This is a genomic window from Stenotrophomonas maltophilia group sp. Smal17, assembly GCF_030237045.1.
In the GTDB taxonomy this organism is placed as follows: Bacteria; Pseudomonadota; Gammaproteobacteria; order Xanthomonadales; family Xanthomonadaceae; genus Stenotrophomonas; species Stenotrophomonas forensis.
In genome coordinates this window covers 103,475-122,993 of the sequence record NZ_JASJSU010000001.1, presented here as the reverse complement: position 1 = coordinate 122,993, position 19,519 = coordinate 103,475, and the positions used below count along the sequence as shown (strand labels likewise).

17 protein-coding genes and 1 pseudogene are annotated in these 19,519 nt (G+C 66.7%); 9 read left to right on the top strand and 9 right to left on the bottom strand.

Going from position 1 to position 19,519, the window contains the following annotated elements; genetic code table 11:
• Positions 1 to 15: 15 nt before the first annotated feature.
• From QRO93_RS00680 to QRO93_RS00640, 9 genes and pseudogenes are all read right to left on the bottom strand, one after another.
• Positions 16 to 765, bottom strand: a complete 750-nt coding sequence (locus tag QRO93_RS00680) for a TIGR03747 family integrating conjugative element membrane protein (RefSeq protein ID WP_003109778.1) — start codon at positions 763 to 765, stop codon at positions 16 to 18.
• Positions 762 to 2,954, bottom strand: a complete 2,193-nt coding sequence (traD, locus tag QRO93_RS00675) for a type IV conjugative transfer system coupling protein TraD (protein ID WP_003116813.1) — start codon at positions 2,952 to 2,954, stop codon at positions 762 to 764. The genes QRO93_RS00680 and traD overlap by 4 nt, the downstream gene beginning before the upstream one ends.
• A 4-nt stretch (positions 2,955 to 2,958) precedes the next feature.
• A complete protein-coding gene (locus QRO93_RS00670) occupies positions 2,959 to 3,507 on the bottom strand; it encodes an integrating conjugative element protein (protein WP_003109779.1) in 549 nt (182 codons plus the stop codon).
• The gene (locus QRO93_RS00665) at positions 3,504 to 4,094 is read right to left on the bottom strand and encodes a transglycosylase SLT domain-containing protein (protein WP_003109780.1); all 591 of its coding nucleotides are present in this window, start codon (positions 4,092 to 4,094) and stop codon (positions 3,504 to 3,506) included. Before QRO93_RS00665 ends, QRO93_RS00670 begins: the two co-directional genes overlap by 4 nt.
• Positions 4,076 to 4,813, bottom strand: a complete 738-nt coding sequence (locus QRO93_RS00660) for a TIGR03759 family integrating conjugative element protein (protein WP_003098886.1) — start codon at positions 4,811 to 4,813, stop codon at positions 4,076 to 4,078. Before QRO93_RS00660 ends, QRO93_RS00665 begins: the two co-directional genes overlap by 19 nt.
• 12 nt (positions 4,814 to 4,825) lie before the next feature.
• The gene (locus QRO93_RS00655; protein ID WP_003098888.1) at positions 4,826 to 5,470 is read right to left on the bottom strand and encodes a hypothetical protein; all 645 of its coding nucleotides are present in this window, start codon (positions 5,468 to 5,470) and stop codon (positions 4,826 to 4,828) included.
• Positions 5,467 to 6,066 (bottom strand): PilL N-terminal domain-containing protein, encoded by a 600-nt coding sequence (locus QRO93_RS00650; RefSeq protein ID WP_003098890.1) that lies wholly within the window; start codon positions 6,064 to 6,066, stop codon positions 5,467 to 5,469. The genes QRO93_RS00655 and QRO93_RS00650 overlap by 4 nt, the downstream gene beginning before the upstream one ends.
• Positions 6,067 to 6,204: 138 nt before the next feature.
• Positions 6,205 to 7,350, bottom strand: a pseudogene (locus tag QRO93_RS00645) (helicase-related protein); the annotation flags it as partial.
• Positions 7,351 to 7,446: 96 nt separating this feature from the next.
• Entirely contained in the window at positions 7,447 to 8,493 is a 1,047-nt protein-coding gene (locus QRO93_RS00640; RefSeq protein ID WP_107431706.1) for a DNA-binding protein, read from the bottom strand.
• Positions 8,494 to 8,817: 324 nt separating this feature from the next.
• Here QRO93_RS00640 and QRO93_RS00635 point away from each other — a divergent pair, with 324 nt between their 5' ends.
• The 9 genes from QRO93_RS00635 to QRO93_RS00595 all read left to right on the top strand — a co-directional run bounded on the left by QRO93_RS00635 (position 8,818) and on the right by QRO93_RS00595 (position 19,350).
• Positions 8,818 to 9,210, top strand: a complete 393-nt coding sequence (locus tag QRO93_RS00635) for a hypothetical protein (RefSeq protein ID WP_180878745.1) — start codon at positions 8,818 to 8,820, stop codon at positions 9,208 to 9,210.
• Positions 9,211 to 9,266: 56 nt separating this feature from the next.
• On the top strand, positions 9,267 to 10,592 hold the full coding sequence (locus QRO93_RS00630; RefSeq protein WP_239496570.1) for a TolC family protein: 1,326 nt from the start codon (positions 9,267 to 9,269) through the stop codon (positions 10,590 to 10,592).
• Positions 10,589 to 12,073: an efflux RND transporter periplasmic adaptor subunit gene (locus QRO93_RS00625; protein ID WP_162622043.1), complete on the top strand. Its 1,485-nt coding sequence runs from the start codon at positions 10,589 to 10,591 to the stop codon at positions 12,071 to 12,073. The genes QRO93_RS00630 and QRO93_RS00625 overlap by 4 nt, the downstream gene beginning before the upstream one ends.
• On the top strand, positions 12,070 to 15,234 hold the full coding sequence (locus QRO93_RS00620; protein WP_107379587.1) for an efflux RND transporter permease subunit: 3,165 nt from the start codon (positions 12,070 to 12,072) through the stop codon (positions 15,232 to 15,234). Before QRO93_RS00625 ends, QRO93_RS00620 begins: the two co-directional genes overlap by 4 nt.
• A 43-nt stretch (positions 15,235 to 15,277) precedes the next feature.
• On the top strand, positions 15,278 to 15,634 hold the full coding sequence (locus QRO93_RS00615; RefSeq protein ID WP_046430565.1) for a hypothetical protein: 357 nt from the start codon (positions 15,278 to 15,280) through the stop codon (positions 15,632 to 15,634).
• 84 nt (positions 15,635 to 15,718) lie between these two features.
• Positions 15,719 to 16,165, top strand: a complete 447-nt coding sequence (locus QRO93_RS00610; protein ID WP_234368019.1) for a copper-binding protein — start codon at positions 15,719 to 15,721, stop codon at positions 16,163 to 16,165.
• A gap of 66 nt (positions 16,166 to 16,231) precedes the next feature.
• On the top strand, positions 16,232 to 16,618 hold the full coding sequence (locus QRO93_RS00605; RefSeq protein ID WP_049420838.1) for a P-II family nitrogen regulator: 387 nt from the start codon (positions 16,232 to 16,234) through the stop codon (positions 16,616 to 16,618).
• 39 nt (positions 16,619 to 16,657) lie between these two features.
• Positions 16,658 to 18,163, top strand: a complete 1,506-nt coding sequence (locus tag QRO93_RS00600) for an NAD-dependent epimerase/dehydratase family protein (RefSeq protein ID WP_230548501.1) — start codon at positions 16,658 to 16,660, stop codon at positions 18,161 to 18,163.
• Positions 18,076 to 19,350: a vitamin K epoxide reductase family protein gene (locus tag QRO93_RS00595; RefSeq protein ID WP_197596969.1), complete on the top strand. Its 1,275-nt coding sequence runs from the start codon at positions 18,076 to 18,078 to the stop codon at positions 19,348 to 19,350. The genes QRO93_RS00600 and QRO93_RS00595 overlap by 88 nt, the downstream gene beginning before the upstream one ends.
• Positions 19,351 to 19,519: the final 169 nt, after the last annotated feature.

The following is a 19,519-nucleotide window of genomic DNA, read 5'->3' as shown; positions in this document are numbered from 1 at the left end:
GCCGCCCGTGTCACCTCATAAGTACTTCTTGAAGCTGCCTGCGGTCAGGCTGACTGCCATCCCCAGCAACGCCGCGCTGGGCAGCAGGATGACCAGAGGATGCACCGATATGGGCAGAGCGAGATAGGTGACCCAAGGCAGCACGGCCAACGGCATCAGGCTGGCCTTCGCGCGGTGGTAGATGAAGCCGGATTCGCGGCCCGCGCCGAACCGGCGCACATCCCGTCGCACCAGGCCGTCAATCAGGCCGACGAATGCCGCCGTGAGGATCAGCGGCAGCGTGAGCACCAGGACCAGCAGGCGCACCAGGAAGGTGAGCGTCGTGAAGGCCGCAGCGATCAGGTAGCTTTCGGCCCAGACATAGACTTGGCTGATGTAGTAGCGGAAGTTGCGGCTCTGCCCGTGGCTGGGCGCGCGGACGCGCTCGGCGGTCTGGCTCATGCGCTCCAGCAACCCCGAGCGCACGAACACCCACTCGTACCCGGTATCCACCAACTCGTGCGCCGTGCGCCCGGGCTCCTGTACCACCACGCTGCGCGTGAAGTGGTTGGACAGGTGCCCGAGTTCGTACCGCAGCATCTGCTGGGAGTGGCGCCAGCCCTGGTCCTTCCAGAACAGGTGCATGCCGGCGCACTCCACCACGATCGAGAACAGCAGCGAGCCAATGAGCACCCCGAGCAGCCGGAACGGTAAGGTGATGGTGCCGACGATCAAGCCTTGGCGATGGTTCTGCTCCCGCTGCGCGGTCGAGGCGGCATCCTTCATGGCACGGCCTCGTTGCCCGCGCCATCGTCGGCGCCGGTGGCCACCGCGCCGGGCTCGGCCGCAGCGGCATCGTCCAGCAGGTCGTCGGGCAAGGCCGCATCCTGCAAGGCCGACGAGCTGGTGAACTCCCACCACTGCGTGGCCTCGCTGTAGCTCTGGCGCATGTACCCGGCCAGTTGCTGCAGGTCCGCCGGCATCACTTCATCCGGGTCCGGCGCCGGCAGCGGCATACGCACCTTCCAGAGCTGGCCGCCCTGCAGCAGCGCGAAGCACTGGCCCTTGGGCAGGCCGACGACGTGTGACGGCTCGATCATCGGCACGCTGGCCATGCTGATGCGGTCCTGGGTGTTCGACGTGAAATCCGTCGCGCCGCGGATGTCTGAGCTGTCCGTCGCGCCCGAGACGATGGTGGTTGTATAGACCTCGACCTTCGGCAACTGCCTCGTCAGCAGTTCCGCGGTGGCCGTCTCGCGCACGCGCAACATGAATAAATTGTTGAAATTCCCGATCACTTGGCCGGCCTTCGCGCGATTTCCGATGCGGGCCTCGATGTCCGAGAGCGTCTGCGTGTACGCCGTGACTTGCAGGCCGGCACCGCCGCCCTTGTTGATGAGCGGGATGAATTCATCGCCCATCAGTTCATTGAATTCGTCCGCGTGCACGTTGATCGGCACGCGAGCGCCAGCCACTGCGCCGGGCAGGCCATCGTCGATTCCGTGCTTGTAGATGTGTCCGGCCACCGAAACCAGGTCAGAGAACATCGAATTGCCGACCGCTGCGGCGACCTCGGCGTCAGACAACGCATCCAGACCCACATAGACGATGGCCCGCTTTCGGATGACCTGCATCCAGTCGAAGATCGGGCGCGGGTCGGCCAGGTCGGAGTAGTTCGGCGCCAGGAGCTGGGCGATCTTGCCGCTCGTGAGCTTTTCCAGCAGCGGCAGCAGCGATGCAACGATCTTGTCGAAGTAGGTCTTGTCGTAGCGCACCGCCGAGCGCAGGCCATCGAGCACAGGGTCGTAGTTGCGCGCCTGGGAGAGGTATTGCTCCAGCGCCACCACACGCTTCTCGCGCCCGATCATGTTCCTTGGGATGTTCTTCTCGTTGAGCTTGGCCTCGATCTGGACGATCACCTCCCAGGCCTTGGGCTCCGTCTTGGCAAAGTAGTGCTGGGCGTACTCAATGAACAGCGCGTCGATGTTGATGACGTGGCGCTGGATCAGCATGTAGTCCGGGCGCTGCCCCAGTTCCACCAGGGCGCGGGCGATGATGTTCACGAAGCGCCATGCGAACTCGCGGAACGCCGCGCTGTTGCCTTCGCCGGAGAGCTGCCCCGCGATGCGTGTCGCCACTTCCGAGATCCGACCGAAGCGGCCCACGGCGTTGTAGCGGGCGCTGATTTCCGGCCAGCCCAAGTGGAAGATGTAGAACTCGCCTTCGCGGCCAGCGCGCTGGGCTTCGACGTACATCCGTTTCAAGAGATCGGCATCCCCCTTGGGGTCGATGACGATGACGACCTCATGCTCGCCGGCAGCATTCCTGCGGCGGATGTCCTGCGTGACGAACAACTCGGCCAGGCGCGTCTTGCCCACCCGCGTGGTGCCCAGCACCAGCGAGTGCCCGACGCGCTCGCCCAGCGGCAGGCTGACGTCCACTTCGTCGGGCTCGATGCCGTGCAGCCTTGGCAGGCCGCCGACAGGCGGCAACGGGCGCACGGGGTTGAAAGGCGCGTCCCAGCCGGTGAGCTTCGGCAGGCGCGAGAGCGGCAATGGCGCGAACTCCAGCCGTTCCTCCAGGCGCCTGGTCAGCCGGTAGGCCGGCGTCGGCTCGACGTAGCGGCGGAACTCGGGCCGGTACGTCTGCATCAGCCGATGCGTGTGCTTCTGCTCCCAGAGAAAGCCGCGCCCCACGAATAGGCGCTGCTGGCTGACCGGCACGTCCTTGCTGGTCATCACGTAACGCGGCAGACGGCGGATGTTGCGCCGGTAGCGCAGGATGATGCGGGCATCGCGGTAGCGGATCGCGCCGTAGGCGCCGAACGCCAAGGCGCTGCCGATGCCCATGGCCGGGCTCAGCGCGAGCGACCATGGGGCCACCAGGCACAGAAACGCGGCGCCTGCACACGCCGCGACGGTGTATAGCTCCACCGCTGGGCGTAGCAGAACCTCGACCGGCTGTTTGCCCGACATGGCTTCATTGCTCGATGCCGGTGGCCGTGATCAGCGCCGGGTAGTGCCGCAGGCCCAGGCGATCGGCCAGGTCGTCGCCGGCCACGGGCGCGAGCGGCACGCCCGGCACCAGGGCGCGCAGCCGCGCCAGGCCCTGCGCGGTCTCGACGTTGACGACCAGGCCGACCGCGCCACGTTCGCGCAAAGCGGCGGCGCGGCGCTGCAACCAGGCCCGGGAAGCCTCGTCGTCGCCGATGACCACGAACGGCCGCAGGCCGGGCGCTTCGATCACCCGTCGCGCGACGGTGCCGGGCGTGAGCTTGGCGCTGCGCACCGGCAGCATCGCGGCTTCGTCCGCCCGTGTGGCAGGAACCTGGGGCGTCGGGATGGACGGCCGCGCCGGTGCGTTGGCGCGCGGCTGGAGATTCAGGGCTTCGTAGTACGGCAATGCCGACGTGCCGCCACGGTCCTCGACAACGATCAGTGGCTCGCCGGCACGCGAGGCCAGCGGCAGGCCTGACAGCAGCATGAGTAGGCCCGTGAACGCGAGATGGGCGGGATGGGGTTTCGTCATGGTGAGGTCTCCTGGCGCGCCGCGAGGACCGCGGCGGCTGGTCGCGTGCCCTGCACGCGGGCAAGGTGGCGCGACACGCTGCGCCGATAGCGGGCGGCGGGCTCGCCGCCTGCGGGGCGGTGGTAGCGGCCGATCGCCAGCAGCCAGTCCTCGCCGGGGGTGTGCTGCTCCTTCAGGATCTCGGCGGCAACGGCCAGGTTGCGATACGGATCCAGCAGGTCGCACGCGCCGGTAAAGCGGTGCTTGTGGTAGCCGAGGTTGATCTGGCCCAGGCCCGCATCAATGCGCGTGTGCGGCGTGGCGCGCATCGCCTGCTGCAGGCCAGCGCAGGCGTCGGCGCGCGTGGCGAAGCGGCGCGACTGGCCGGCGACGTTGAGGGACCACGGCCACGGCACCAGGCGCCCGTTGCGCCGGATGCCGCTCTCCTGCAAGGCCACGGCGTAGAGCACGGTCGAGGGGATGCCTGCGCGCTGGGCGGCAAGCTGGTAAGCCGGTGGCGGAACCTCCTGGGCCAGGGCGGCAACGGCATACAGGCCGGCAGTGAGCACCAGTGCGCGCAGGGGCATGGCTACGGCTGGCGCTGCCATTGGCCGTTCACTTCGCGCACGGCGGCGGGCAGATCGCCGGGCAGGCCCAGTGACAGCCAGCGGCCGCCGTCGTGGTTGAGCGTGATGCTGCCGGCGCGCACGCGCGCCGGGTCGATCTGCGCGCGCTTGGCCCAGTCGCGGATGCGCGCGTCATCCTGGCGGCTGCCCACCATGTACAGGTCGAACTCCGCGCCCGAGGATTGCAGGCGCTGCACGAGCTGTCCGCAGGCTGCGCAGCCGTCCTTGACGAACACCGCCATGCGGCCGCTGCCGCGCAAGGGACTGCTGGATGGGCCGGCGCCCGGCTTGTCGTCGGGCAGGTTCACGCGCTGCATCCCCGGATTCAGGCGCTGCCAGGCCTCGTCGTAGGCGCGCTGGTAGGCGAGCAGCTTCTCGACGCGGCGCGCTTCCACCTGCACCTGCAGTTCCGCATAGCGGCGCCGTTCTTCGTCCGTGCGAGCTTCGATGCCCAGGGCGGACAGCGGGTCCAGGTTGGGCGAGTAGATACCCAGCGGCCCATCCATCAGCTCGCGGTAGCGTGCCCATTCTTGTGGCTGCAAGCCCCATTCGGTTGCCACCCGGTCGTCCAGCACGCGGGCGGCCAGCGGGCGCTCCTGGCTCTGTGCGTTGCGCGCCGAGGTCGTTGCGGGCTGCTGCGCCCAGGCGGGCCATTGCGACGACGCCACCAGGACCGCGAAAAGGAGGATCGACGGCTTCATGGGGTGCTCCGGTCAGGGAATCGCCACGCGGCGGGTCTGGTTGCCGGCCTGGAACACTGCGGTGTTGCCCTCGATCGCCTGCAGGCGCCACGGGCCGACCGCATCCCCGGGCAGCAGCACCTGAAGTTGGGCGGGCGTGAAGTCCCCGATGCTCGGCGCGACGGACACGCTGCGCTGGCCGGCGCGCAGTTCGGCGCCGACGACGCGGAATGGCAGCGGCGGCAGCTCGGTCTTGGAGGCGGCGGACGTGCGCGATGCGCGCCGCTGGGCGGGTGCGGTGGCACGCGCGGCGGCTTGGCGCGCCTTGATCTGCTCGACCTCCGCGCGCAGCGCCTGGAGGTCGTCGGCCGCTGCGTAGCCACTGAGAGATTTCTCGACCTGGGCCGCGCGTGCTTCCAGAATCTGGCGGGTGTCTTTGAGGTCAGCGTCCGTCGCGACGGCCGGGCGCTGCTGGATGGCCTCGATCGTCTCGGCCAAGCCAGTTGCCTGCGCTTCCAGGCGTTGCAGGCGGGAATCCAGCCGCTCCTGGTCGGCCTGGTCGCTGAGGGCCTGGTAGCCCAGGGCCGCCAAGACGCTGAGGAAGATCAACCAGAGCCACATCAGGCTCTGCACCACCACGGCGGCGGTCGATCGCTGGGCAGGTTGCGGGGCGTTCATGGCTGGCCTCCCGAAACCATGGGTGCCAGCGGGAACGTCTGCACCGCCTCGGTGGCGGGTGGCTCGGATGGGGACTCGGCGACCGCGCGATCGCCGGGCCGCTCGAAGCAGATTTGCCGTGCGCGGTCATCCGCGTGCAGTTCCCAGGCCGGGCCAGCCAGCGTGAGCAGCGCATCGCGCAAGGTCATGGGGCCGAGGTGCAGGTGTACCGCCGGCAACGGCAGCGCGTACAGCTCGATCACGGCATGCGCGGTCTGGCACAGGCCATAGCCGCTGCGTTTGAGCACGTGCCGAAGCCCATCCCCGACCGTGGCGCGGGCATCCTCGGGCATGGACACGTCGATGGTCTGCAACAACAGGTCGCGCTGCGCCGCCATGGGTGCCAGTTCGACCAGTGTGTAGCGGGCGTAGCGCACGACCGGGATGTACTCGGAAGCCTCGGGTTCAGGCGCGGCCAAGACTTCCGCGATGGTGTCGGGCGCGACCGGCGCAGTCGTCGTCGCGCAGCCACCGGCCAGCACCGACCACAGCAGGCCGAGAAATCCCGCCAGAAGGCGGCGTTCGGGATAGTGAAACCACGGTGGAGAGGGGCACATAGCTCGGCGTCCTGAAACATCCAGCCCTCACCATCGCCGCTCAGGCCGCGAGCGGCAGCAAACAATGCGAACCAGGCAGCGTCCGATTTACCGGGAGCGGCAAAAAAAACGGCCCCGAAGGGCCGTAAGTGGAACGTGTCATGCGGCGACAAGCTGCCGGGCCAGTGCGACCTCGACGGAATCACCGTCCTGGTTCAGGACATCGAGCCCGGATTCGGGCACGTCGCCCGAGGTGGACTGCGAGACCATGATCTTCTTGGCCATCAGCTCCAGGCAGGTCATCTGCGAGGAACCGGCGTAGCCGAGGTAGATCACACGCACGGGCTGCTTCTGCCCGATGCGCCAGGAGCGGCGTGCCGCCTGCTGGAGCGAGTACACGTTGTAGCCCGACTGCATGAACACGATCGTCGGGAACTCCAACAGGTCCAGCCCCGTCTTGACCAACTCGGGGTTGGTGATGAGCACGTCGATGCCACGGTCCAGTTGCTCGGCGATCCAGTCTTCGCGGCGGCTGGCATCCACGCTCGCGCGCAGCACCGCCACCTTGAAGCCTTCCTGCTCCAGCAACACCTTCAGGCGCGACGTGGTGTCGCGCGTGCCGGTATAGACCGTGTAGGCCAGGACCTTGCGGCCCTGCGCCTTCTCCTCTTTGCAGATGTCGATCAGCTCACGCTCCTTGGGGCTGATCTCGAACTCGTTGAACTGAGCCGGGACAAACGCCAAGGTGTTGCGCGTGCGCGGATGCACCACGGTCTCCGACCGGAAGCAGCAATCCGGCCAGGCCAGCAGCACGTTGAGGACCACACCCAGCAAGGTCGTATCGCGTCGCGCCAGAGCCTGTTTCAGCTCGGCGGTCAGCCGACCCGCCAGATCGCGGTAGGCCGCGGCTTGCGCCGTGTCCATCGCGACTTCACGGAACTCCTCGTCATACGGCGGCAGGACGTTGCCGCCGATGTCCTTGAGCTTGAGGAAGATCGTGAATGGCAGGATGCAGCGCAAGACGCCCTTGGGGCCGAAGCCCGGGGCCTTGACCGTGCGCACCGATACCTTGGTGCCCTTGGCCGTCTTGTGCGCCGTGCCGGTGCTCTCGGAGTAGATGTCCTTCAACACCCCGTGATCGCGCATGAACGCCATCGCAGCCGAGGTCATGCTGCCGCTCGTGGTCGGGCGGTAGCCGTCTTCGATCATCCGCCCCGGAAGGGCTCGGAACAGCAGGTGAAAAAGATCATCACCGTAGCCGCCCATCAGCGTGCCAGTCAGCAGCAAGGTCTTGCGAGCCTTCGCGGGGTTCAGCCGAGATACGTGTAAAAATGCCCCATAGAATCCGATTTCCTTTGTGGAATCATGTGGTTGCCGGATTAAAAACGCTTCGCGTGGTCTTTACCCACGATCACGCCCTTTCCCGGCGAATGCCGTGTCGGCAACAGCCTGTTCGGGTTTCAGCTGCGCCAGTAGCTGCTCCAGTGTTTCCAGACGCACACCGGCGCGCAAGGCGTCAGCTTCGGCTTGCTCGCGACGTTCCCGTTCTTTGGTCGCTTCGGCACGAGCGCTGGTCAGTTCGACCCGCGCAGCCTCTAAGGCCTGTACGTCTTCGGCCCACCGTCCCTTCAGCGCCTGATGCTCTGCGGCCGTCAGCCGCAAGGCATCCAATTCCTTCTGCTGGACCTCGATGCCGCGGCGGGCATCGGCCAGTTCTCGCTCCAAGCGCCCGTGGCGCTCCAGCCACTGGCCGTTGTCGCGGTTGAGCTGCAGGAGTTCGTGGTTCTTGGCGGTCAGCGCCTCGTTGGCCTGGCGCAGCGCCACCTGCAGCTCTTGCACCTGGTGCTCGTGGCGGCGCTGTTCCTGCTCGCGTTGTTCTTTGACTGAGGTCCGGTAGTGCTCCAGCCCCTCGCGGGCGTGGGTGTGCTTCTCTTCCAGCGACTGCACGTGGGCCTCGTGCTCGGCAAGGCGGGCGGTCAGTCCGGTGATGCGCTCGCCGAGCTGGGCGACTTCGGTAATCCGCTCGGCCAACGCCTGCCGGTCCGAAGCATGGGCGCTCCGCGCGTCGTGCAAGGCCGTTTCGGTCCGCTGCAACTGGTCGCGCAGCGCGGTCGCTTCCTGCCGGGCCCGTTCCAACGCGTCGCTGCGCTCCTGCAACTGCGCCGCCAAGCGCTGCTGAGCTTCGGTGATCACCGCCTCGGCTTCTTCGTGCAGCCGCGCCGCGAGCCGACCGACCAGATCCTGCAGGGCATCGCTGATCGCCACCTTGGCGCCGAGTCCCTGGCCCTCTTCTTCGTCCAGTTCCTTGAGGTAGCGGTGGATGGTGGTCTTGGAGCCGGTGTTACCCAGTGCCACCCGCACCGCGTCGACCGACGGGTGCTTGCCTTGCGCCCGCAGGGTGTCGCGGGCCTTCTGTACCTCGCTCTTGTACAACCCGCCGCGGGCCATGGCCGCCTCCCAGACTATTTCGTAACGTATTACATACCACGTAATTACGTACCGTTCAAACCGGAGAATGGCCGAAAAGAGAGCCACAAATTAAAGCGGGATAATAGTGGTTTATCCCGCCTCAGGCTCCGCCCGACGCGTCAGACAGACGTCACGCAGTACGAAACCACCCAATCCCCGGGAACTTCCGGAATGCGCCGCGCTTCCAAGCAGCAGTCCGCAGCGTTATGCTCACTTGGCAATGCTCTCTTCCTTGGCCCCTGTCACGCGTAACCAGCGCTCGTTTGCTCGGGTTGTTGCCGCGTTGCATTGCGAGGGTCACCGATGAAGCTGCGTGCATTCCGGACCCGTTCGCTCCGCCTGCGCTTTGCCTGGCTGGCATTGCTGGCGCTGTTGTTCCAGCAGGTCGCGCTGGCCGCTTATGCGTGCCCCGTCAGCGAAACGCCCCCGGCGCCTCAGATGGTCATGGCTGGCTGCGAAGGCATGGAGATGCCCGATCCGCAGGCGCCGGCGCTGTGCGATCAGCACTGCCAGCGCGACCACGTCACCAGCCCGGACGCAAAGGCGCCACAAGTGCCTCCGCTGGCCCTGCCACCGTTGCACTTCGCTTTGAGCTCGGCCTTGCTGCCGCCGGTGGAAGCCCAGTACTACGAAGACGTGCCCACCTGCCGGTCCGACCCACCGCCGGCGCAGCGCTTCTGTAGCCTGCAGATCTAGACCCCGACCGCGACCCGTTCTCGCGCTGCCGATGCCGGCGGCGCGCTCGTCGTTGCGTGTTCGGAGGTCTCATGTCTCTTTTCTTTCCATTGCGCCGCTGGTGCGGCAACCGTCGTCGGCCTACCGCGTGGTGGCTCGCCCTCGGCTTGGTTCTTGTTCCCGGTTGGTCCGCGGCGACCGATCTGTCCTTTGACGATGCACTGCGCATCGCGGCCGAGCGCGCCCCGATGCTTCAGGCGCGCCAGTCGCAAGTGACGGCGGGTCGCGAAGAAGCGGCCCGCGCAGCCGCCTTGCCCGATCCCCAGCTGAAACTGGGCCTTGCCAATTGGCCAGTCACCGGCGCGGACGCGTTCGACTTCCGCACCGACGACATGACCATGAAGCAGGTCGGCGTGATGCAGGAATTCCCAGCCCGTGCCAAGCGCCAGGCGCGTCAGGCGGTGGCCGACCGCACCGTCGAACAGGCGCAGGCGCTGTCGGTAGCCGAACGACTCGCCGTGCGTCAGGCCGTGGCGCAAGCCTGGATCGCCCTGTGGGCGGCACAACGGGAAGTCGCGGCGTTGCAAGCGCTGCGGGAGCCGGCCGACGTCGCCGTCCGCGCCGTCAAGGCACGGCTCGCCGGCGGCACCGGTTCGGCTGTCGATGCGATGGCGACGCGAAATGCCGCGCTTGAACTGGAGAACCGCATCGACGCCGCCGAGGCGTCGCTGGAAGCCGCGCGTGCCGGCTTGGCGCGCTGGCTGGGCGAAGACCCGGCAGCGCTGCGCATCGAGGGCGCACCACCGGAACTGACGGGACTGCCGGTCGCCCCGGCCGCGCTGCTGGCCTCGATCGATCGGCAGGGGCCGCTGCTGCCGTGGCACTCGCGCGAAGCGATGGCCGAGGCCGAAGTGTCCGCCGCCATCGCCGAGAAGCGGCCGGACTGGAGCCTCGGCGTGACCTACGGGCAGCGCGAGCGCACGCCCGAAGGCGTGCCACGCAGCGACATGCTGATGGTCGAGTTCGCGATCGACCTGCCGCTGTTCACGCGTGATCGGCAGGATCGCGGCGTGGCCGCGCGGCGGGCCGAGTTGGACGCGGTGGCCGCCGAGCGCGAGGACGCCCGTCGTGCGCAGGCCGAACGCGTGCGCAAGGCCCTGGCTGAATGGGAAGGACTCAAGCGGCAAGTCGCCCGCAAGGAAACCGAATCCCTCCCGCTGGCCCATGACCGCGCGCAGACGGCGCTGGCCGCCTATGCCGCCGGCGCCGGCCTGCAACCGTGGCTGGAAGCGCGCCGCGACGAAATCGAACTGCACCTCGAACACGCCCGCCATCTGGGCGACCTCGGCCGCGCCTGGGCAGCGCTGGCCTACCTGCTGCCCGAAGAGGAACCCTCACCATGACCTACACGATGAACCGAGTGGCGATGATCGCCGCTGCGGCCGCGCTATTGGTGGTCGGTTTGGCCGGCGGCTACTGGTGGGCCCGACGTGGCAGCGGCCACGACATGGCGATGGCCGATGCGCCGGCGGCCGAAGCTGGCGAGCGCGAGGTCCTGTACTGGTACGACCCGATGGTGCCGGACCAGCACTTCGACAAGCCGGGCAAGTCGCCCTTCATGGACATGCAACTGGTGCCCAAGTACGCCGACGAAGTCGCCGGTGGTGGCATCAGCATCGACCCGGGCCTGCGGCAGAGCGTGGGCATCCGCACCGAGGCGGTCGAGGTCGGCCGGCTGACGGCCACCGTGCGCGTGCCGGGCACGCTGGCCTGGGATCTGCGTCGGGAGGCCGTGGTCAGCGCGGTGACCGAAGGCCTGGTGAGCCGGGTGCGGGTCAAGGCGCCGTACACGAAGGTCGCGCGGGGTCAGCCGCTGGCGGCGCTGTTGGCACCGGGCTGGAGCAGTGCCTTGGCCGAAGCGCAGGCGCTGCGGCAGGCGCAATCGACAGCGGCGCGGGAACTGCGATCGGCCGCGCAGCAACGGCTGCGCGTGCTCGGCGTTCCCAGCGGCCTGGGCCGCGATGGCAGCGTGACCTTGAGCGCGCCGCACGATGGTGTCGTCACCGAAGTGCTGGCCCGCGACGGCCAGGCGGTAATGCCGGGCACACCCCTGTTCCGCGTCAACGGCACGGCCACGTTGTGGTTGGAGGCGGCGATTCCTCAGGCCGACGTGGCGCGGTTGCGACCGGGCACACCGGTTGAGGCGGTCGTCAGCGCGGTGCCGGGGCAGACCTTCAGCGGCGAAGTCGAGACGCTATTGCCGCAAGTCGATATGGCCAGCCGCACGCAGCAGGCCCGCATCGTGCTGCGCAATCCCGACGGCGTATTGGCGCCGGGCATGTTTGCCGAGGTGACGGTGCAGCCCGAAGGGGGCGCACCGGTGCCGTTGGTGCCGACCGAGGCGCTGATCGCCACCGGCACGGACAGCCGCGTGATCGTGCAGGAGGCGGACGGCGGGTTCCGTCCGGTACGCGTGCGCACCGGGCGCAGTGCCGGCGGCCGCACCGAGATCCTCGCCGGACTCACGGGCGGCGAGCGCGTGATCGTATCCGGCCAGTTCCTGATCGACTCCGAGGCCAGCCTGTCGGGGTTGCTCGGACGTCTCGAAACGGCCAAGACGTCCAGGGCCGCGGGCCAAGCGGTTCTGCATGAAGCCGAGGCCACCGTCGAGGCCATCGCGGACGGAAAGATCACCCTCGAGCACGACCCGTTCCCGACATTGAACATGCAGGGCATGACGATGGCGTTTCCGCTGGCGAATCCGGACGTGGCCAAGGGCCTCAAGGCTGGCGACCGCGTACGCGTTTTCGTCCGCTCCGACGCCAAGGGACTGACGGTGGAACGGCTTGAGCCGATCGAAGAACGCGCGGGAGAGCAGCCATGATCGCCCGGCTGATCCGCGCTTCCATCGCCAACCGTGCCCTGGTGCTGATGGCGGCCATGCTGCTCGCGGCCGCCGGCCTGTGGTCGATGTTGCACACGCCGCTGGATGCGCTGCCGGATTTGTCCGACACCCAGGTCATCATCCGTACCGAATGGCCCGGCCAGACGCCGCGCATCGTCGAGGACCAGGTCACCTATCCGCTGACCACGACGATGCTGTCGGTGCCCGGCGTCACCGCCGTGCGCGGCTTCTCGTTCTTCGGCGATTCCTTCGTCTACGTCCTGTTCGACGACGACACCGACCTGTACTGGGCGCGCTCGCGCGTGCTGGAGTATCTGAGTCAGGTGCGCGACCGCTTGCCCGCGGACGTCAGTCCTGCCCTCGGGCCCGACGCTACCGGCCTGGGCTGGATCTACGAGTACGCGCTGGTCGACCGCACCGGCCAGCACGATCTCGGACAATTGCGCGCCTTGCAGGACTGGTTCCTGCGCTACGAGTTGAAGACCGTGCCCGACGTGGCCGAAGTCGCCAGCGTCGGCGGCATGGTGCGCGCCTGGCAGATCGTGCCCGATCCGCAGGCGTTGGCGGCCCGCGGCATCACCGTGGCACAGGTGATCGATGCGGTCGACGCCGCCAACGGTGCCACCGGCGGTTCGGTGATCGAACAGGGCGAAGCCGAGTTGATGGTGCGCAGCGAGGGCTATCTGCGCAGCCGCGAAGAGTTCGAGCGCGTACCGATCAGTAGCACCGCCACCGGTGTGCCGGTCCTGCTCGGCGAGGTCGCGACGGTCACCCGCGGTCCCACCTTCCGGCGCGGCATCGCCGAACTCGACGGCGAAGGGGAAGTGGCCGGTGGCGTGATTGTGTTGCGCACCGGTAAGGACGCGTTGAGCGCGATCGAGAACGTCAAGGCGCGGCTGAAGCAGTTGCAGATCAGCTTGCCGAAAGGGGTGGAGATCGTGCCGGTCTACGACCGTTCCGAGCTGATCCATCAGGCGGTGCGCAACCTCACTCACAAGCTGGGCGAGGAGTTCCTGGTGGTGGCGCTGGTGTGCGCGCTGTTTCTCTGGCACCTGCGCTCGGCACTGGTGGCAGTGGTCACGCTGCCGCTGGGTGTGCTCGCGGCCTTCATCGTGATGCGCTATCAGGGCATCACCGCCAACCTGCTGTCGCTGGGCGGCATCGCCATCGCCATCGGCGCGATGGTAGACGCCGCGGTGGTGATGATCGAGAACGCACACAAGCACCTGGAACACTGGCGCGAAATCCACGGGCGCGACCCGGAGGGCGAGGAACGCTGGGAACTGATGGCCGTCTCGGCCAGCGAAGTCGGTCCGGCGCTGTTCGCCAGCCTGCTGGTGATCACCCTGTCGTTCGTGCCGGTGTTCGCACTGCAGGCCCAGGAGGGCCGGCTGTTCTCGCCGCTGGCCTATACCAAGACCTACGCGATGGCGGCCGCCGCCGGTTTGTCGGTGACGCTGATCCCGGTGCTGATGGGTTACCTGATCCGCGGCCGCATCCGCCCCGAGCAGACGAACCCGATCAATCGCGTGCTGATCGCCGGCTACCGGCCGGTGCTGGATTGGGTCTTGCGGCATCCGCGGCTGACCTTGGGTTTGAGTGGGGTGTTGCTGCTGCTCACCGCCATTCCCTATGCACGGATCGGTAGCGAGTTCATGCCGCCGCTCGATGAGGGCACGCTGCTGTATATGCCCACGGCGCTACCCGGCCTGTCGGCGGGCAAATCCGGGCAGCTGCTGCAATTGAGCGATCGCATGATCAAGACCGTGCCCGAGGTCGCGCACGTGTTCGGCAAGGCCGGCCGCGCCGATACGGCCACCGACCCGGCGCCGATCGAGATGTTCGAAACCACGGTGACGTTCAAGCCGCGCGACCAATGGCGGCCCGGCATGACGCCGGAGAAGCTGCGTCAGGAGCTGGATGCCGCGGTGAAGATCCCCGGCCTGACGAACCTGTGGGTGCCGCCGATCCGCAACCGCATCGACATGCTCGCCACCGGCATCAAGAGCCCGATCGGCATCAAGGTGTCGGGGCCGGATACCCGGGTCATCGAGCAGATCAGCAACAAACTCGAACGCTTGGCGAAAACGGTGCCCGGCGTGAGTTCCGCGTTGGCCGAGCGCGTGACCGGCGGTCGCTACGTCGATGTCCGCATCCGTCCGGACGTCGCGGCCCGCTATGGCTTGAGCCAGGCCCACCTGCAGCAGCTCATCGCCACGGTGGTCGGTGGCGATCCCATCGGCGAAACCATCGAGGGGCGCGAACGCTATCCCATTGTGGTGCGCTACCCGCGCGGGCAACGCGATTCGCTGGCGGCGCTGGCGCAGTTGCCGCTGGTCGCTCCGGGGGGCGTGCAACTCACGTTGGGGCAAGTGGCCGACCTGACGCTGACGCCTGGTCCGCCGATGCTCAAGAGCGAGGCCGGGCGCCTGGTTGGTTACATTTTCGTCGACGTTGCCAGCCGGGATCTCGGTTCGGTGGTGAAGGACCTGCAGCAGCGCACGGCAAAGGACATCCAGCTGCCGCCGGGTTACGGCATCGCCTGGTCGGGCCAGTACGAATACCTGGCGCGGGCACTGGCCCGCTTGCAGTGGGTGGTGCCGGCTGCACTGGCAATCATCTTCCTGCTCATCTACCTGGTGTTCCGACGTTTCAGCGAGGCAGCGATCATTCTGCTGAGCGTGCCGCTGGCGCTGGTCGGCGGGCTGTGGCTGATCTGGATGCTGGGCCATGCCATCTCGATCGCGACCTTGATCGGCTTCATCGCACTGGCCGGCGTGGCGGCCGAATTCGGCGTGATCATGCTGCTGTACCTGCGCCACGCTTGGGAGCAGCGCCTCGCTGCCGGCGAACCGGAAACTCTCGCGACGCTGGAGTCGGCGATCCGCGAAGGCGCGGTGCTGCGCGTGCGGCCGAAGGCGATGACGGTTGCGGTGATCCTCGCCGGCCTGCTGCCCTTGTTCATCGGTGGGGGTGCCGGCTCGGAAGTCATGCAGCGCATCGCCGCACCGATGATCGGGGGGATGGTGACCGCGCCCCTGTTGTCGATGCTGGTCATTCCGGCCGCGTACCGCCTGCTGCGTGGTCGCACCTTGTCCCGAACTTCGTCCGCCGCGCCGCCGGCGGGCGCCGCGACGTGAGTGGCGCGTTGGGTCCACTCACTCCTTGCGTTGGAGATTCGTCATGAACCGTTCTCTCGTCATCGCTCTTCTCACCATCGTCGGCGGGTTGCTGAGCGCCTGCACCTCATTGAATCCGGCGTACCGGCTCGGCACGGTCTCGACCGTGTCGGGCAGTGATCTTCAGGTGTGCTCCGGCCCGAAAGACACCCCGCCCAGCGCCGGACAGGCCGTGCAACTGGTGCGGCGCGAGCAGTTCGGTAATCCGAAGTTTGCGCCCACCTTCCGCGAGCGCCGTGTCGGTAAGGCGGAAATCGGTACGTCGGTCTCCGGACGCTGCGTCGAGGCTCGTTTGGTGCAAGGCAAGGCACGCCGATACGACCAGGTATTCCCTGCGCTGGGAGATGCCACGCCCAAGTGAAATCGCTTCTTCGTTTCGTGGCAGCCGAATGTGCCGCCACTGCGTGTTGTTCAAATCCCGCTCAACCAACCAAAGGAGATCCACATGAAACTTCAAGCCGTTCTGTTTTTCACCGTCCTGCTGGCCGCCTGTTCGCAACAGCCCGGCAACGCGGAAGATCAACCCATGCCCGAGGCAACGCAGCAGCCGATGCCGAATGAAGCGCCGTCATCCGCCGACACATCGGCCACCGCAACCACAAGCGCCGCCGACATGCAGATGACCGAAGCCGAGCACAAGCAAATGGCCGGTGATGCCCAGGCGGCGACCATGGCCCTGGCGATGGGGACCGTCGAGTCAGTGGATGCCGCCGCCGGCAAGATCACCATCGCCCACGGTCCGGTCGAGGCATTGACGTGGCCGGCGATGACCATGGCGTTCAAGGCATCGCCGGAGCAACTGGCGTCGGCGAAGCCCGGTCAGAAAGTGGAATTCGAATTCGAGTCCAAAGGCGCGGATAACACCATCACCCGCATCACGCCGATGAAATAGGCCATTGCATCATTCCGAGAGGCGGCGCGTGGCTGCCTCTCGGTCCTCGCTTCGGAGGAGACTCGCATGAACTTCAAACATGTGGTTGCCATCGTCAGGCCCGATGTACTGACTGCGCCGGAAGGTGCGCTCCGGGATCTGGGAATACGCGGGATGACCGTGATCAAGGTCCGCGGCATGGGCGAGCACGACGGCGTCGATTTTCTATCGCGCGATCATCTGTCCGATTACCTCAAGATGGAGTTCTACGTGGAGGTGCCGAAGGCGGACGCGCTGATTCGGACCATCATGGAAGTCGCGCGCTCCGACCTGCCGGGTGCGGGCATCGTGGCGGACAAGCCGGTCGAGTGGTTTTCCCGCGTCCCGAAAGGCGACGACACGTTGCCCGATGTGTTGGCTAGCCGCGGCCGTACGGGAGGGCTTCACGCAGCCTCGTACGGCATGGGTCCGTAATGGCAACCACATTGGCTGCCAGGATATGGAGCACCGATTATGAGCAACGAGCAGCGAGAGGTCGTGGTTGTCACTGGCAGCAGTGGCTTCATCGGTACGGCGGTGGTCAAGAAGCTCGCGCAGCGGTATCGGGTCGTGGGCTTCGACCGCGGTGTTTCCACACATCCTCCGGCGGCCGCCGAATGCATCTGCGTCGACGTGACTTCCGATTCCAGCGTGGCCGCCGGCATGGAACGCCTGCGAACGGCGTACGGTGACCGCATTGCCTCGGTGATCCACCTTGCCGCTTATTTCGATCTCTCCGGCGAACCCAGTCCGCTGTACGAGGCGGTGACCGTCCGGGGCACTGAGCGACTGCTGCGCGCATTTGGGGACTTCGAACTAGAGCAGTTCGTATTCGTCAGCACGATGCTGGTGCATACGCCTACCACGCCGGGCGCGCCGATCAATGAAGATGCACCGTTGGATCCCAGGTTCCCGTACCGGGCGTCGAAGATCCGCACCGAACAGCTGTTGCGGGAGCAGCACGGCGATATTCCGATCGTGCTCGTTCGGCCAGCCGGTGCATACGACGATCACGGCCATTCGGCATTTCTCGCTCAGCAGATTGCCCGGATCTACGAGCGCCAGCTGTCGAGCCATTTCTACCCCGGCGACGTTGCTACCGGCCAGCCGTTTCTGCATCTGGACGACCTGGTCGACGCGCTCGTGCGCATCGTCGAGCGGCGCGCGCAGTTGCCGCCGGAGCTGCCACTGCTGCTTGCCGAGCAGGATGCTCCGAGCTTCGATCGACTGCAGCACGAACTCGGATGCCTGATCCACGGTGAAGCGTGGACGACGCATGAGGTACCCAGGACGCTGGCGCAGACCGGGGTCTGGATCGAAACGCAGGTGCTGCGCGAAGAACCGTTCATCCGGCCCTGGATGGTCGAGATTTCCGATGACCACTACGAAGTCGACACTTCGCGCGCATTGGATCTGCTCGAATGGGCGCCGCGGCACCGCTTGCTCGAGGCGTTACCGACCATCGTGGCCGAACTCAAGCGCGATCCGGTCGGCTGGTACCGCGCCAACAAGCTCAATTCCTCCAAAGTAGCTGCACGTGGTGTGGAGGCGCAGGCCGCTGCATCCACGCATGAGCCAGGCGAATACGCCGACGGTCACGATACGGTCTCCGATAAACCCATGGAGGGCCGATGTGGACAGGAAATGGCAGGCAAAACTGCCGAAGGCAAATGCGGAAACGCGATGACCGCGACGGGCAAGGTCGCCGAAGGCCGGTGCGGAGAGGCGATGTCGACGAAGACCGGCGACGAAGGCATGAGCGGGCATATGGCCGGCATGCGCAAGCTGCACTTCAACCTGCTCTGGGTCCATTACCTCAACCTGCTGCTGGGTGCGTGGCTGATGACCAGCCCGGTCATCCTCGGCGGTGACACTGTCTTCAGCGATGCCATATGGCGCGTGACGCAGGAACGCGGCCTGTCGGATCGGCACTGCGCAGCCAGTGGCTGGCCCGCAGCGACCTGTTCAGCGGCGCGCTGATCATGTTGTTCTCGATGATGTCGCTCACGCCGCGGCTGGCTTGGGCGCAGTGGGCCAATGCTGCGGTCGGTGCGTGGCTGCTGTTCGCCCCGCTGGTGATGTGGGCGCCGAGTGAAGCGGTCTATGCCAACGACACGATGGTGGGTGCGCTGGTGATCACATTCTCCATCCTGGTGCCGATGATGCCGGGCATGAGCATGGCGGGAATGATGGATTCCTCCGACATGCCCCCCGGCTGGACCTATTCGCCGTCCACGTACCTGCAGCGCCTGCCGATCATCGCGTTGGGTGCAGTGGGATTCCTGATTTCGCGACATCTGGCGGCCTACCAGCTCGGTCATATCGAAGGCGCCTGGGAACCGTTCTTCGCCGGCATGCATGGCCTGAACGGTACCGAGACGATCATTACCTCGGACGTATCCAAGGCCTGGCCGATCGCCGACGCTGGCCTTGGCGCGGTCGCGTATCTGTTCGAGATCCTGATGGGCGCCATGGGTGGCCGGCAACGCTGGCGCACCATGCCCTGGATGGTGACCATGTTCGGCATCCTCGTGGTGCCTCTGGGCATCGTCAGCATCTACTTCATCATCATCCAGCCGATCGTCATCGGCACATGGTGCACGCTGTGCCTGCTTGCCGGCATCGCGATGCTGATCATGATCCCGTACAGCCTCGACGAACTCATCGCGATGGGCCAGTTTCTGGCGCAGAGCGTGCGCCGCGGCGAACCGTTCTGGCGCACGTTCTTCCAGGGCGGCGCCCAGCCTTACGACGGCCGCGATGCGCACCCCGATTTCGATGCGCCTCTCGTGCAAGCGGCGCGCTCCGCGATTCGCGGCATCACGCTGCCTTGGACGCTGCTCGTGAGCACAACATTAGGGGCATGGCTGATGGTCACGCGGCTGACATTCGACGCAGAGCCGCCCATGGCCGACAGCGACCACCTGGTCGGCGCGCTGATCGTGACCACCGCCGTGATCGCGATGGCCGAAGTGGCACGCCCGGTACGTTTCGTGAACATCGGGTTTGGCGCATGGCTGCTCGTAGCGCCATGGATGCTCGGCGGAGCGTCGATGCCCGCCACATGGAACGGCGTGCTGGTGGGACTCGCCATCATCGCATTGAGCCTGCCGCGGGGTACGCGCAGCAAAGAGCATTACGGCAACTGGGACCGTTTTGTGGTGTAGAGCGAAACGACATACGCCTTGAAGCGGGTCGTGCCCAGTGACGCTTAAATCTAATACGGAATAATGTTGAACTATCCTGGCCCGAGGTGATCGGGAGGGCAGCGCCAGGCCGGAACCGGTACGTATCCATCCATCTGTCTGATATTGGCTGCCGGAGCCAAAGACCATA

Coding starts and splice junctions, on each gene's coding strand:
- QRO93_RS00600 (WP_230548501.1), top strand. CDS start 16,658: ATGAGCAACGAGCAGCGAGAGGTCGTGGTTGTCACTGGCAGCAGTGGC.
- QRO93_RS00655 (WP_003098888.1), bottom strand. CDS start 5,470: ATGAACGCCCCGCAACCTGCCCAGCGATCGACCGCCGCCGTGGTGGTG.
- QRO93_RS00680 (WP_003109778.1), bottom strand. CDS start 765: ATGAAGGATGCCGCCTCGACCGCGCAGCGGGAGCAGAACCATCGCCAA.
- QRO93_RS00660 (WP_003098886.1), bottom strand. CDS start 4,813: ATGAAGCCGTCGATCCTCCTTTTCGCGGTCCTGGTGGCGTCGTCGCAA.
- QRO93_RS00595 (WP_197596969.1), top strand. CDS start 18,076: ATGGCGCGTGACGCAGGAACGCGGCCTGTCGGATCGGCACTGCGCAGC.
- QRO93_RS00610 (WP_234368019.1), top strand. CDS start 15,719: ATGAAACTTCAAGCCGTTCTGTTTTTCACCGTCCTGCTGGCCGCCTGT.
- QRO93_RS00670 (WP_003109779.1), bottom strand. CDS start 3,507: ATGACGAAACCCCATCCCGCCCATCTCGCGTTCACGGGCCTACTCATG.
- QRO93_RS00620 (WP_107379587.1), top strand. CDS start 12,070: ATGATCGCCCGGCTGATCCGCGCTTCCATCGCCAACCGTGCCCTGGTG.
- traD (WP_003116813.1), bottom strand. CDS start 2,954: ATGTCGGGCAAACAGCCGGTCGAGGTTCTGCTACGCCCAGCGGTGGAG.
- QRO93_RS00650 (WP_003098890.1), bottom strand. CDS start 6,066: ATGTGCCCCTCTCCACCGTGGTTTCACTATCCCGAACGCCGCCTTCTG.
- QRO93_RS00640 (WP_107431706.1), bottom strand. CDS start 8,493: ATGGCCCGCGGCGGGTTGTACAAGAGCGAGGTACAGAAGGCCCGCGAC.
- QRO93_RS00625 (WP_162622043.1), top strand. CDS start 10,589: ATGACCTACACGATGAACCGAGTGGCGATGATCGCCGCTGCGGCCGCG.
- QRO93_RS00605 (WP_049420838.1), top strand. CDS start 16,232: ATGAACTTCAAACATGTGGTTGCCATCGTCAGGCCCGATGTACTGACT.
- QRO93_RS00665 (WP_003109780.1), bottom strand. CDS start 4,094: ATGGCAGCGCCAGCCGTAGCCATGCCCCTGCGCGCACTGGTGCTCACT.
- QRO93_RS00635 (WP_180878745.1), top strand. CDS start 8,818: ATGAAGCTGCGTGCATTCCGGACCCGTTCGCTCCGCCTGCGCTTTGCC.
- QRO93_RS00615 (WP_046430565.1), top strand. CDS start 15,278: ATGAACCGTTCTCTCGTCATCGCTCTTCTCACCATCGTCGGCGGGTTG.